This window comes from Microbacterium sp. F2 (assembly GCF_052274505.1).
GTDB lineage: Bacteria > Actinomycetota > Actinomycetes > Actinomycetales > Microbacteriaceae > Microbacterium.
Genome location: NZ_JBNVBV010000014.1, coordinates 22,283 through 34,679 on the forward strand (window position 1 = coordinate 22,283; position 12,397 = coordinate 34,679).

At 65.4% G+C, this 12,397-nt stretch carries 17 protein-coding genes and 1 tRNA gene; 12 read left to right on the forward strand and 6 right to left on the reverse strand.

What is annotated here, in order from left to right:
• Positions 1-39 precede the first annotated feature (39 nt).
• From pstC to ACQVDU_RS15360, 4 genes are all read left to right on the forward strand, one after another.
• Entirely contained in the window at positions 40-981 is a 942-nt protein-coding gene (gene pstC / locus ACQVDU_RS15345; RefSeq protein ID WP_300595172.1) for a phosphate ABC transporter permease subunit PstC, read from the forward strand.
• Positions 981-1,901: a phosphate ABC transporter permease PstA gene (gene pstA, locus ACQVDU_RS15350; RefSeq protein WP_300595174.1), complete on the forward strand. Its 921-nt coding sequence runs from the start codon at positions 981-983 to the stop codon at positions 1,899-1,901. The genes pstC and pstA overlap by 1 nt, the downstream gene beginning before the upstream one ends.
• A gap of 84 nt (positions 1,902-1,985) precedes the next feature.
• The gene (pstB, locus tag ACQVDU_RS15355) at positions 1,986-2,780 is read left to right on the forward strand and encodes a phosphate ABC transporter ATP-binding protein PstB (RefSeq protein WP_300595193.1); all 795 of its coding nucleotides are present in this window, start codon (positions 1,986-1,988) and stop codon (positions 2,778-2,780) included.
• Entirely contained in the window at positions 2,777-3,469 is a 693-nt protein-coding gene (locus ACQVDU_RS15360) for a winged helix family transcriptional regulator (protein WP_300595177.1), read from the forward strand. The genes pstB and ACQVDU_RS15360 overlap by 4 nt, the downstream gene beginning before the upstream one ends.
• Here ACQVDU_RS15360 and ACQVDU_RS15365 read toward each other — a convergent pair.
• On the reverse strand, positions 3,466-4,413 hold the full coding sequence (locus tag ACQVDU_RS15365) for an arsenate reductase ArsC (RefSeq protein ID WP_300595179.1): 948 nt from the start codon (positions 4,411-4,413) through the stop codon (positions 3,466-3,468). The two genes, ACQVDU_RS15360 and ACQVDU_RS15365, sit on opposite strands and share 4 nt — an antisense overlap.
• Positions 4,410-4,727 carry an ArsR/SmtB family transcription factor gene (locus ACQVDU_RS15370; protein ID WP_300595181.1) on the reverse strand — a complete coding sequence of 106 codons (318 nt, stop codon included), beginning with the start codon at positions 4,725-4,727 and terminating at the stop codon, positions 4,410-4,412. Before ACQVDU_RS15370 ends, ACQVDU_RS15365 begins: the two co-directional genes overlap by 4 nt.
• 62 nt (positions 4,728-4,789) lie before the next feature.
• Between ACQVDU_RS15370 and ACQVDU_RS15375 the strand changes: the two genes are divergently transcribed.
• A complete protein-coding gene (locus tag ACQVDU_RS15375) occupies positions 4,790-5,584 on the forward strand; it encodes an MOSC domain-containing protein (protein WP_443477598.1) in 795 nt (264 codons plus the stop codon).
• 6 nt (positions 5,585-5,590) lie between these two features.
• Here the strand turns inward: ACQVDU_RS15375 and ACQVDU_RS15380 are convergent, their stop codons facing one another.
• Entirely contained in the window at positions 5,591-6,346 is a 756-nt protein-coding gene (locus ACQVDU_RS15380) for a DeoR/GlpR family DNA-binding transcription regulator (protein WP_300595185.1), read from the reverse strand.
• A gap of 117 nt (positions 6,347-6,463) precedes the next feature.
• Between ACQVDU_RS15380 and ACQVDU_RS15385 the strand changes: the two genes are divergently transcribed.
• Positions 6,464-6,775, forward strand: coding sequence for a DUF4406 domain-containing protein (locus tag ACQVDU_RS15385; RefSeq protein ID WP_443477599.1), 312 nt, complete (start codon positions 6,464-6,466; stop codon positions 6,773-6,775).
• Between the two features lie 36 nt (positions 6,776-6,811).
• Here ACQVDU_RS15385 and ACQVDU_RS15390 read toward each other — a convergent pair.
• Positions 6,812-6,887: transfer RNA gene (locus ACQVDU_RS15390), tRNA-Lys, on the reverse strand.
• Positions 6,888-6,997: 110 nt separating this feature from the next.
• Between ACQVDU_RS15390 and ACQVDU_RS15395 the strand changes: the two genes are divergently transcribed.
• Both ACQVDU_RS15395 and ACQVDU_RS15400 read left to right on the forward strand, forming a co-directional pair.
• Complete coding sequence (locus ACQVDU_RS15395; protein WP_443477600.1) at positions 6,998-7,249, forward strand: antitoxin; 252 nt, start codon at positions 6,998-7,000, stop codon at positions 7,247-7,249.
• Positions 7,246-7,674 carry a type II toxin-antitoxin system VapC family toxin gene (locus ACQVDU_RS15400; RefSeq protein ID WP_443477601.1) on the forward strand — a complete coding sequence of 143 codons (429 nt, stop codon included), beginning with the start codon at positions 7,246-7,248 and terminating at the stop codon, positions 7,672-7,674. Before ACQVDU_RS15395 ends, ACQVDU_RS15400 begins: the two co-directional genes overlap by 4 nt.
• A 99-nt stretch (positions 7,675-7,773) precedes the next feature.
• Here ACQVDU_RS15400 and ACQVDU_RS15405 read toward each other — a convergent pair whose 3' ends face one another.
• Positions 7,774-8,442 (reverse strand): fasciclin domain-containing protein, encoded by a 669-nt coding sequence (locus ACQVDU_RS15405; protein ID WP_300595191.1) that lies wholly within the window; start codon positions 8,440-8,442, stop codon positions 7,774-7,776.
• A gap of 122 nt (positions 8,443-8,564) precedes the next feature.
• Here ACQVDU_RS15405 and sigK point away from each other — a divergent pair, with 122 nt between their 5' ends.
• The 4 genes from sigK (at position 8,565) to ACQVDU_RS15425 (ending at position 11,783) form a co-directional block, all read left to right on the forward strand.
• The gene (gene sigK, locus ACQVDU_RS15410) at positions 8,565-9,155 is read left to right on the forward strand and encodes an ECF RNA polymerase sigma factor SigK (protein WP_443477602.1); all 591 of its coding nucleotides are present in this window, start codon (positions 8,565-8,567) and stop codon (positions 9,153-9,155) included.
• On the forward strand, positions 9,152-9,907 hold the full coding sequence (locus ACQVDU_RS15415) for an anti-sigma factor (RefSeq protein WP_443477603.1): 756 nt from the start codon (positions 9,152-9,154) through the stop codon (positions 9,905-9,907). The genes sigK and ACQVDU_RS15415 overlap by 4 nt, the downstream gene beginning before the upstream one ends.
• 30 nt (positions 9,908-9,937) lie before the next feature.
• Complete coding sequence (locus ACQVDU_RS15420) at positions 9,938-10,576, forward strand: DNA-directed RNA polymerase subunit beta (protein WP_300593871.1); 639 nt, start codon at positions 9,938-9,940, stop codon at positions 10,574-10,576.
• Between the two features lie 322 nt (positions 10,577-10,898).
• Positions 10,899-11,783, forward strand: coding sequence for an aminodeoxychorismate lyase (locus tag ACQVDU_RS15425; protein WP_300593874.1), 885 nt, complete (start codon positions 10,899-10,901; stop codon positions 11,781-11,783).
• Here ACQVDU_RS15425 and ACQVDU_RS15430 read toward each other — a convergent pair.
• Complete coding sequence (locus ACQVDU_RS15430) at positions 11,767-12,141, reverse strand: DUF559 domain-containing protein (RefSeq protein WP_300593879.1); 375 nt, start codon at positions 12,139-12,141, stop codon at positions 11,767-11,769. The two genes, ACQVDU_RS15425 and ACQVDU_RS15430, sit on opposite strands and share 17 nt — an antisense overlap.
• Positions 12,142-12,397 lie beyond the last annotated feature (256 nt).

The window sequence follows — 12,397 nt, forward strand, 5'->3', positions numbered from 1 at the left end:
GAGGTACTGACCTCCGGCCCAGTCCCAGGCAGGAGCGACATGAGTACATGGTCACCGCCGCGGCCGCCGGCCGTCATTAGTCAGGATTCACTGCGGGCGCGCCCTCGGCCTCTCGACACGGCGATTCGTCTGCTGTTCAGGGTGGCGGCGATCTTCACCATCATCATCACCGTGGGGATCGTTATTGCCCTCTTGATCCCGTCGTTGGCGTTCTTCGCCGAAGTCCCGGTGTGGGAGTTTCTCTTCGGGACGCGCTGGGCCCCGCGATTCGCTGACGCATCCTTCGGTGTGGTTCCCCTGGTCACAGCCACGGCGTGGACCACAGCGATAGCCCTGGTGGTCGCTGTGCCGCTGGGACTTGGCGCGGCGGTTTTCCTTTCCGAGTACGCTCACCGGCGCGCTCGGAAGATCCTGAAGCCCGTACTCGAGCTCTTGGCAGGCATTCCCACGGTCGTCTACGGCTACTTCGCCGTTCAGTTCATTCAGGCCACGGTTCTGCGCGAATGGCTCGGCCTGGACACCGGCTCGTTCAGCGTGCTCGCTGCGGGATTCGTCATGGGCATCATGATTGTCCCGACGATCGCGTCGATTAGCGAAGACGCGATGTCTGCGGTTCCCAACTCCCTGCGACAGGGCTCCGCAGCGCTCGGCGCCAACCGAATGCAGACCACCGTCCGCGTCGTCTTCCCCGCAGCGCTCTCCGGTGTTATCGCCGCAATCGTCCTCGGGGTCTCACGTGCGGTCGGGGAGACGATGATCGTTGCCCTTGCGGCTGGTCAACAGGCGCGGATTGTGACGGGCCCCCTCGAGGCGGGCCAAACGATGACGGGGTTCATTGCTTCGGCCGCGCTGGGTGACTCACCGGTCGGCTCCCTGGAGTACGACACCCTCTTCGCCGTCGGTCTGCTCCTGTTCGTGATCACGCTCGTGATCAACTTCGCGAGTATCGCGATCGTCCGCCGCTTCCGGGAGGCATACTGATGGTCACTTCTACCCCAACGCGCCACGGGATGGGGGCGCTGGTCCACCGGTCCGTGCGGGGAAGAGCGAAAGGTGGCGAGACGAGCCCGCGCTCTATCGCGTTCCTGATCGTGCTCTGGTTCTGCCTCCTGTTCGCACTTCTGTTCCTGGTGGTGCTTCTCATCAACATCTGGGTCGACGGCGTCGGCCGCCTTGACCTTGCGCTCTTCACGGAGTACCCGTCCTCGAACCCGGATGACGCCGGGGCCCGCCCCGCCATCCTTGGCTCGCTCTGGGTGATCGGCACCACCGCCGTCATGACCCTCCCGATCGGGGTCGCCGCAGCGATCCATCTCGAAGAGTTCTCAGACAGACACAACCTCATCAATCGCGCGGTGGAGCTGAACGTTCAGAACCTGGCCGCAATACCGTCTGTGATCTACGGAATGCTCACACTCGCGGCTCTCGGACTATTCGGCGTGGTCAACAAGAACCAGGTATGGGTCGGCGCGCTCGCGCTCAGCATGCTCATCCTCCCCGTCATCATCATCGCCACCCGCGAGGCTCTGCGTGCTGTGCCCGCGGAGATCAGGCAGGGGTCGCTCGCGTTGGGCGCAACGCCGTTGCAGACCGTCTTTCGCAACACGCTCCCTGCCGCGCTGCCCGGAATAGCGACTGGCGCCATTCTCGGCCTGTCCCGAGCCCTCGGCGAGGCCGCTCCGCTCCTTCTGCTCGGCGGTCTCGTCTTCCTCCGCTTCGACCCCAACGGTCTGATGAGTGGTTACACGACGATGCCGATTCAGATCTTCAACTGGACCGGCCGCCCCCAGCAGGGGTTCCACGAGCTTGCAGCAGCCACGAGCATCGTGCTGCTCGTGGTCCTCCTGCTGATGAATGCCCTTGCCATCTACATCCGCAATCGCTACCAGCAGCGCTGGTAATCGAAAGGCTCGCCCATGAACGACAACCGTCACACGCACCCCACCGTCAGCATCCACGCGCGAGCTACAGCCGTCTCGGACCGCATGGATGACACCGCCCCTGTCGTCCTCGACTGCGAGGACGTCAGTATCTACTACGGCGAGTTTCGCGCGGTCACCGAGGTCAGCCTCGGGTTCCGGCGGAATGAGATCACTGCACTCATCGGGCCCTCGGGCTGCGGGAAGTCCACGGTGCTGCGGTCGCTGAATCGAATGAACGATCTCGTTGACGGTGCCCGGGTCGAGGGTCGGATCATCTTTCATGCCGAGGACATCTACGCCAAGGATGTCGACGCGATCGCCGTGCGGCGGCGGATCGGGATGGTCTTCCAAAAGCCCAATCCCTTCCCCAAGAGCATCTACGACAACATCGCCTACGGCCCGCGCGTCATCGGCATGAAAGTGGAGTCGATGGACGACCTCGTCGAGGAGGCTCTGACCCGCGCTGCTTTGTGGGATGAGGTGAAAGACAAACTCAAGCAGTCAGCGCTCGGCCTGTCCGGTGGGCAGCAGCAACGACTGTGCATCGCCCGGACCATCGCAGTGCAACCTGAGGTCATCCTGATGGACGAGCCCTGCTCTGCTCTCGACCCCATTGCGACGATGAAGATCGAGGATCTCATGCAACAGCTGCGTCGTGACTACACGATCGTGATCGTGACGCACAACATGCAGCAGGCGGCCCGTGTCGCAGATCGCACAGCGTTTTTCACGGCGCTGCCGGATGAAACAACCGGCGACCGCACCGGCGTCCTTGTCGAATACGACTACACGTCGAAGCTCTTCGAGCGTCCTGCCGACAAGCGGACGGAGGACTACATCAGTGGAAGGTTCGGATGAGCACACCGCAGATTCTTGGCGCGAACCGGGTGGTCCTCCTCGGCTGCGGCGGCGAGGTCCGAGCTAGTAAGGCCGAGTTCCGGCGAGTCGGGATCACCGTTTTTGAGCACACCGAGTTGATAGATGCACTCATCGAGGTGGCGCACGATCCCGACTCAATCTTCGTGGTGTGCGGCGGCTATCGCGGAGTGAGCCTGCCCGACCTGCTCGAGATCGCAATGGCGACGGCGCGCGGTGCAGTAATCCTCGGAACAACGCCTGGGGACGAGCGTACGTTCCTACGCACCGCGGTGGGCGCGGGTGTAAGCGCGAGCGTTGAGCTGCCGCTCATGCCCGAGTCGTTGCTCGCCGCCATAAATCGACTGCCTCAACGGGTTCAAGACTCGGATGGCATCGTGACCGTCGGTGACCTCACGATTGATGCGGATGCGCACCGGGTCTTCCTTGGCGATGAGGAGGTCGTACTTACGTTGCGCGAATTCTCAATCCTCCACGCAGTCGCGCGCGCGTACCCACGAATCGCAAGCCTGGACGAACTGGCGACGGTCTACCGGGGCTCCGCAGTAGATGAGCCCGCGGCGATCCGGGTGAGCATACGTCGTATCAGAGCGCAGCTATCGCGATGCCGATCATCAAGCGCGACCGCTATTGAGACGATTCGCGGAGTCGGATATCGAATAGCGGGCTAAGCGGTCAGGCCGAGTTCGCCCATCAACGCCTCGACATGTTCCCTGACCTCATCACGTACTCGGCTGACTCCCTCGCGGTCGAGCTCGAGGGGATCGTCGAGTTGCCAATCCAGGTAACGTCGGCCGGGATAGACGGGGCACGCGTCGCCGCACCCCATCGTGACAACGTAGTCGGCGGCCTGCACCACCTCATCGGTGAGCGGCTTGGGGAAGTCATCCGCGAAGGGAATTCCGGCTTCGTCGAGGGCCTCCAGTATCTGCGGGTGGACCTCAGCGGTCGGGGCGGACCCCGCCGTACGGACATGGACGGCATCGCCCGCCAGATACCTGAGGTAGGCGGCAGCCAGCTGCGAACGTCCGGCGTTTTGCACGCAGATGAACAGCACTTCGGGCGTGGCGCGGAGCACTCGTCCCTCGGCTTTGGCGAGAGCATCGAGCCGTTCTGCGGCGTACCGGGCTGTGAGTGTGGCGAGGTGGGTGCGAACGCGCGCACTACGTCCGAGAAGTGCGTAGCTCTCGGCGACGTATCGTGACACGGTCTCAGGGCTGAAGGTCGACGAGAATCGGTACGCGAGGTCGCGCGCGACCGAGGTCACTGCCTCGGGCAGGGCGGTGACCGAAAGCTCGCGATGAGATCGCGCTGTAGCGGGAATCGCCGTGAGGAGTCGACCGAATCGCACCCAAGCCTGCGCCGAGAGTGTCCAGCCAACGTCGGGGATGTTCTGAACGATCGATGCGTGGTTCAGCTTCTCGATCGCGGTCACGACTTGCTGGGACGAGATATGCAACGTCGACGCGAGATCCGATTCCGGCACGCCGGAGGCGATGGCGCTGAGGACACGCAGCGTCGAAGCGTCGCCCAAGACGGCGGCTTGCATTGCGCGCTCCGCCGCCTCTTTCCGGTCGAGCGGCTTGCCCAGTTTGAACGGCTCATTGGACCTCATCGAAGAAGGTCCTCGATTGCGCCAGCACGGTCAGCCGCGACCGATAGCCAGACGAACTTGCCTTCGCGCTCACGCAGCAAGACGCCATCCTCCACGAGAATCCGAACGTGGTGGGTGAGGGTCGGCTGGGTCAGACCCAGGGCTTCTGCCAGTTGACCTACGGTTGCCCGCCTGTCGGCCGACCCGAGGATGACGCTGAGGAGCTGGAGGCGAGTTGGGTCTGCCACCACCCGGAGGGTGCGTGTCAACGTCTCAGCAGCTGTCCGTTCGAGCGGCGGCTGAGATCGCTCGAAGGGTGAGGGCGATGCTCGCATCGACAGCATTCTATGTGAGTGGCTTGTGAAGTGCGCGGCCGAATGCGTGGGACGATGTGCCCATGCCGACCGTCGACGCGCTCTTCCGGTATCCGGTCAAGGGGTTTACCCCCGAAGCGTGCGAGCAGATCGTCGTGCAAGACGACGGGCGAGTCGAGGGCGATCGGGTGTTCGCGTTCCGCTTCTCGGATGCCGTCGAGCCCGAGGACGAGGAGGGGCTCGCGTACTGGCCGAAGAAACGCGGGCTAGCGCTGATGGACATGCCCTCGCTCGCGCGCCTGCGGCTGACCTACGACAGCGACCGCGGTCACCTCACGATCCGGGACACCGACGAGCTGCTTGTGGATGCGGGAACCGACGAGGCGGGACGCCAGCAGATCGAGGATGCCGTCACCGCGTGGCTGCGTGAAACTCCCGATGCTCGGCACCTGGAGCGGCCGGGGCGGCTGCCCCTTCGACTCATCGGCGACGGTGTCGCGTCACAGTTTCAGGATCGTCCGCGCGGGTATGTGTCGGTTCATGCGGCGGCATCCGTCGCAGCCCTCGGCCGCACCACCGATGCCGTCGTCGATGATCGCCGGTTCCGCTCGAACGTCGTGGTCGCGGGCATCCCGCCGTGGGGCGACCTCGAGTGGCAGGGCAGGGTGCGGATTGGCGACATCGTGTTCGCCGTGCAGCGGCCCATCGTGCGATGCGCCGCGATCATGGCGAACCCCGACACCGGGCTGCAGGATGCCCCGTTGCTGCGAATCCTCACGCGAGAGTTCGAGCAATCTGCGCCAACGCTGGGCGTGCTGTTGCTTCCGGAAAGTGGCGGCGGAACCCTTCGTGTCGGCGATCCTGTCGAGGTGGAGTAGTCCGCGTCAGGCCGTATGAAGGAGCGTTGCGCCAGCTGCTCGCAACTCTGCGGACATCGCGCTGTCGTCGGCGCCGTCGATGACAATGCCGCTAACGGCGTCCAGCGGGAGAACTCGGTAGCGCGAAGCGGCGCCGATCTTCTCCTCGCTCCCGAGGACGTAGGTGTCCGCGGCGCGCGCCGCGAGCGCGCGCTTCATGGCAGCTTCGTCTGCGTCGCCCGTGGTCAGGCCTGCCTCGGGGTGGATGCCGGTCACCCCGAGGAAGAAGAGGTCCGCGCTGATGTTCTGTGCGGCCTCGACCGCTGCGGCACCGCTCGCGACGGCGGAGTGTCGGAAGATCTGACCGCCGATGAGGAACACGTCCACCTCATAGGGGACGAGGGCTGCGGCGATCGTGGGGCTGTGGGTGATCACGGTGCCCCGGAAGGTCTGCGGGAGGGAGTGGACCATCGCGAGGGTCGTGGTACCGCCGTCGAGAATGATGGTCGCATCCGGCGCGACCAGGCTTAGTGCCGCGGTTGCCACGCGGTGCTTGCTCTCAGGTGCGACCGATGTTCGCGTCGCATAGTCGGCGACCGCCGGTGAGGCGGGAAGAGCCCCGCCGTAGACCCGCACCGCCAGGCCAGCAGCATCCAGTTCGCGCAGATCGCGACGGATGCTGTCTTCCGACAGCCCGAGTTCGGTGGCAAGTTCCTTCGCCACAATCCGTCCGTCTCGGCGCAGGCGTTCGAGCAGGAGGTCTCTTCGCGCGGCAGCAAGCATGTCCAGTTTCGTCCCGTTCTTTCACGTTTGTGCTGTATCTTACCCGATATGACGAAACCCTTACTGATTCTGATTGCTGGACCCTACGCATCCGGAACAAACGGGAACCCTGATCTCATGGCGAAGAACCCTGCGCGGTTGGAGGAAGCTGCCTGGCCCATCTTCGAGGCCGGGCACATTCCGATGATCGGCGAGTGGGTAGCTCTGCCCGTGCTCTCGAGCGCCGGCGCGACCGGTCCCACCGATCCGCTTGCCGCCGAGGTCATGTACCCGACGGCGGAACGCCTGTTGCAGCACTGCGACGCCGTCCTGCGCCTGCCCGGTGAGTCGCGGGGTGCCGATCAGGATGTCGAGATTGCCCGCCGCCGCGGCATCCCGGTATATCACTCGCTCGACGAGGTTCCCGGAGCCGGCGGCGCAGTTGCTTAGCGAACCCTCGTGGCGTGGGTTCGAGTAACGCTGACATGGTGGGCCCGGAGGGGCTCGAACCCTCGACCCGCGGATTAAAAGTCCGATGCTCTACCGACTGAGCTACAGGCCCCAGACCTCCCAGCCTACTTCGTGTGCGGCATCCGATTCACGACGTCGCGGACTAACCGCGCCGTCCCGGTTGCATCAATGCATCAAATTGGCTGATGCTATGATGTACAGATGCGAACCACGATCACGCTGACCTCAGCTGCTGAGGAAGCTGTGCGCAGGGTCATGCGTGAACGTGGCCTTTCGTTCAAAGACGCGGTGAACTCGGCGATCCTCGCTGGTCTGGACCCCGATCCGGTAGCCAGCTACAAGACGCCTGTGCGCAGACTCGGCAAGGCAAGCGTCCCGTTGGATCGTGCTCTCGCTATCGCGGCTGAATTGGAAGACGAGGCCATCGCTCAGAAGCAAGAGCTGGCGAAATGAAGCTCGTTGACGCCAACGTCCTGCTTTACGCCGTGGACGCGGATGCGCGTCATCACACGGAGGCGAAGACGTGGCTCGATAGCGCCCTGAGTTCGAGGGAGACCGTCGCGATCCCGTGGGTCTGCGCCTTGGCCTTTGTTCGTCTGTCAACGAATTCGCGGATCTACGCGAATCCGTTACCGGTGGACGAAGCGTTCGACATCCTCAACGGATGGATGAGTCGCCCCAGCGTCATCAGCCCCCAGCCCGGCGCCGGACACTCTGATCGGATGCGCACGCTTCTCGATGACGTGGGAACCGGCGGAAACCTCGTCACGGATGCTCATCTCGCCGCCCTTGCGATCGAGAATCGCGCAGAGATCGTGACGTTCGACGGCGACTTCGGGCGGTTCCCGGGTGTCGTTTCGCGGCGTCCCGGCGAATGAATCGAAGCGCGGCATACGCCACAGAAACCACGAGGCCGCCGCATCCGAAGATGACGGCGGCCTCGCGTCCCTCCACCCTGGGGGATCGCCGACGGGCGCTCACATCGGAGGCATGAGCACCGTGTCGACGAGGTACACGACAGCGTTGGCGGTCTGAACGCCACCGCAGATGACCATGGCGTCGTTGACCATGAGGTTGTCGCCCGAACCGGTCACCTCAACGTCAGCACCCTGCACCGTGGTGTGGGTGCCGGGAAGGTCCTCGGGCAGGATCTGACTGGGAACGACGTGGTAGGTCAGGATCGACGTCAGCAGATCCGAGTCGGTCGACAGGGTGTCGATCGTGGCCTGGTCGATCTTCGCGAACGCATCATCGACCGGAGCGAAGACAGTGAACTCGCCACCGTTGAGGGTGTCGACGAGATTCACATCGGGGTTCAGTCCGCCGCTCACCGCTGCGGTGAGCGTCGTCAGCAGCGGGTTGTTGGATGCCGCGGTGGCGACCGGGTCCATCGCCATGCCATCGACGGAGCCGGCGCCCGAAGGCACAGCCTCGGCGTACTCCGCGCAGCCGGCACCGACCAGGTAAGCGGTGGCATCCATTTCCTCCATGTCATCCATGGGGGTGGTCTGCTCGGTCATCGGCGTCTCGGCCATCTCGTCATCCATGTCCCCCGTGCTGGCGGTGGAGCAGGCGGAGAGAGCGAGTGCGGCGACGAACGCCAGCGAGGCGCCAGCTGCGACGCGCGACTTCTTGGTGATCAACATTGTTCCTCCGGTGTTGTCGGAGCCTCGTTAGGGCTCGTGGTCGTCCGCTCGTGGCGGCCTACACAGGGGTCTTCGGAAGCGCGTCGACATCGGATGGGAAATTCTTGCGGCATGCTGGACCCATGGTGATCGACGGCATGGACGTGCCAGACGACGGGGCGGGCGCCGTCGATCACGTCGCGGAGCTTCTCGAACGCATCGCGCGCGGTGATCACGAGGCTTTCGCGAGCCTCTACGACATGCTGTCGTCTCGGGTCTTCGGACTCATCCTGCGCGTCGTGGTCGACCGGTCGCAGAGCGAAGAAGTTCTGCAGGAGGTCTTCCTCGAGGTGTGGCAATCCGCCGCGCGCTTCGCTCCGAACAAAGGCCAGGGCAGATCCTGGGTGCTGACGATTGCACACCGCCGAGCCGTCGACCGCGTGCGGGCTTCGCAGGCGAGCGTCGATCGCGACATCCGGGTCGGGTTCCGTGACATCGACGTCGCTCACGATGGCGTCGCCGAGCAGGCGGAACTGCGGATCGAGAGCCGACGAGTAACAGAAGCACTCACCGCCCTTCCCGAATCACAGCGCGAGGCCCTCACCCTCGCGTATTTCGGGGGTTACAGTCAGAGCGAGATTGCGGCGCTCGTGGGGGCGCCGCTGGGAACAGTGAAGACCCGGATGCGTGACGGCTTGTCGCGCCTGAGAGCAGAGATGGGGGTGGCCTCATGAACGAGCAGCAGTTCGCCGAGCTGTCGGCGGCGTCCGCCCTCGGCGCCCTCGACGCTGAGCAACAGCAGGCCTTCGACCTCGCTCTCACGATGCATCCGGAGTGGCGCGGCATCGCCGAGCGCGACCTCGAAACCGCGGCCGCGCTCGCCTATTACGCCCCGGAAGTCGAGCCGCCTGCCGAGCTTCGGCACCATATCCTCACCCGCGTCGCACTGGCGCCGCAGACGGATGCCCTACCTCTCGGTGTCGTACCGCCCCCGAGCACCGCGGCGATACAAACCCAGTCCCGGACGCGCTGGATGCGGAGCATGTTCGCCCTCGCGGCATCCTTCGTTCTTCTCGTCGCGCTCGGCTTCACCGCCGTCAGCATCAACGACTGGGTGAATCGTCCGCCCGAGGTCGTTGCGCTGCAAGAGGTCCAGTCGGCGCCGGATGCGCAGTCGGCGACGGCGCAGATCGAAGGCGGCGGCGAGTCCACGCTCTACTGGGCAGACTCGGTCGGAAAGGCCGTCATCGTTTCGGACGGACTTCCGCAGATCGCCGACGATCAGAGCTACGAGCTGTGGTTCGTGCGCGGCGACGAGTCTCCGATACCGGCGGGTGCGTTCGCGGCGAGTGGGCAGCGAACCGAAACGTGGATCCTCGACGGCGAGATGGAGCCGGGCGACACGATCGCGATCACGATCGAGCCCGCCGGTGGTTCCCCGACAGGCGAGCCGACATCGGACGCTGTTGTCGCCATCCCGACCTGAGCGACGCCCGTCGCGACTACCCTGGTGCGGGTGAGTGACGACCCGCGGCCCTATCACAAGCCCGTCCGCAGACCTGCCGAGCTGTTCGACCGGCTGTTTGCTGCTGAAGACCCCGCAGAGGTCTCTCGCGTCGCGCACTCCACGGCGCAAGCGCTGCTCTCGCGCGTTCGCGCCAACCCCGACGAGGCAGTCGTCGATCGCCTGATCGCGTTCACCGCCGAGCACGGGATCGATGACATCGCCGAGCTGTGGTCGCGCTCGCCTGCGAAGACTCTGCCGGGTGCGCTCTGGCGGCTTTACCTTGTGCAGCTCATGATCCATGACGACCCGATCACGGCGGCTTTGACCTACGAGAGGGGCCGCGCTGCCCTCGATACCGCGGACGCTCTGGTCGCCGGGGCTCCCGTGCCGGCAAGCCCTGACGAGCTCGTCACCCTCGTCGACACGATCCTGCGCGGGCTCTTCCGCGGTGACTTCGCCGTAGCTCTCGATCGCGCCGCCGCGTTCTGTCGGGTGCAGGCCGCGGGTGCCACGTACCTGGCTGACGACTACGACGCAACCGAGTCCGACCGCAGCGCAGCCTTCACCACCCGCGCGCTGCGTCTGAGCGACTACGCATCCGATCTGAGCGCCTGCGCGGCTCTCTGGCGCCGCGAATCCCTTACCTGACCGAGTCGCCTGCCCCCGGCATCCTGCCCCGAGATGTGCGGGTTCGGCGCTCTGAGGCGGGCGCGGGAGGACGCAGTCGCGGCGGATGCGCAGACCGACCGGGCGCGAAAGTGCCGGGCCGCAGAACGCCGCGGTGCTGGTGGGGGCCTTGCGGGGCGAGAGGCGCCCTGTGCCCCGGCGCGAAAGTGCCGGGCCGCAGAACGCCTCTCGGCGCATGGCCGCTCGTAGCGGCAGAAGATGGAGCCCGGGGTTACTGCGGCCCGGCTATGACATTCTAACCGCGTCACCGGACCGGGTATTCCCGCCGCGTAGGCTTCATCGCATGGCCACGAGTTACGCCCTGATGATTCAACCTGTCGATGGGGATGCCGACCGCGCGGACTTCGCTGACACGTTTGCGTCGGTGGATCCCGCGGCGCCGGCTCTGAGCGTGGGTGAACTGAGCACGCAACGCGGCGACGGGATCTTCGAGTCGATCGGCGTCGTCGACGGACATCCGCAGGAAGTCGATGCCCACCTCGACAGGCTTGCGCACTCCGCGCGCATCTGCGACCTCCCGGCGCCGAACCTCGCGCAATGGCGGGCCGCCATCGCCGTCGTTGCCGCGCACGCCCCGGCGGGGGAGTCGGTGATCAAGCTCATCCTCAGCCGCGGTATCGAGCACGGCCCGACGCCCACCGCGTGGGTCACCCTTGCCCCGGCGGCTGATTTCACGGCGGTGCGCGAGCGCGGCATCCGTGTTGTGACGCTTGACCGTGGATATGACTCCACGGTTCCCGCCCGGGCGCCGTGGCTGCTGCTCGGTGCAAAGACACTCTCGTACGCCGTCAATATGGCCGCCCTTCGTGAGGCGCACCGTCGCGGGGCGGATGATGCGATCTTCGTCACCACCGACGGTTTCGTGCTCGAGGCGCCCACGGCATCCCTGGTGCTGCGCCGAGGGGATCGGTTCACCACTCCTGCGCCGACCGGCGGCATCCTGCACGGGACGACACAGCTGAGCATGTTCGCCTACCTGCAGGAGTGTGGCTACGAAACGGGATACGAGCAGATCCTGACCGAGTCACTGGCGAGCGTCGACGCGGCATGGCTCGTGTCGAGCGTTCGGCTCGCGGCGCCCATCACCGCAATCGATGGCACATCGCTCCCGACCGATGCCGCCTTCACAGCCGACCTGAACGCTTATCTTCTCAGCCCCCGCGACTGACACATCCGTCCTCCGGCCCAGACCCTGACGACGTCGCAACGGCGCACGGTTTGCGCGACACGCCGGTGCCGGATGCGGCGTCCCGGCGCGTCGACACATCGATGCGCCGTTGCGACAGCCGCCTGCCGAGCGCGCCGAGGATCGCAGCCTCCACGAGCTCCCAGTCGTGTACCACGAGGGAGTAGTCGAAGCGAAGCGTCGTGTAGCCCCAGATCGCGGCGTTCGCGTCCCTGACCAGATCCTTGTGCCGCATGCGGACGCCGTCGTGGTTGTCACGGCCGTCGACTTCGATCAGCAGGCGTTCGCCGATGACGGCATCCACCCGACCGACGCCGAAGACCGACACCTGCGTTCGCACGCTCAAGCCGAGGTGGCGGAGGCGCCAGCGAAGGAGGGACTCGAGGCCGCTGTCGGCATCCTCTGTCGGGCCAGGTCAATGGCTTCTCGCGCCGCAGCATTCGTGTGCCGCCGGAGCCAACGCAGATCAGCCGCGTCGGCCCGCCGCTGCCGCAGTGCGGACTCGAGCACGACGAAGAAGGGCCTTGACCCTTGATCGTGGACACGGTGTCGGGTGGGTTATGCCGCTTCCGCGAGGGTAGCTGATCTCGCGGCTT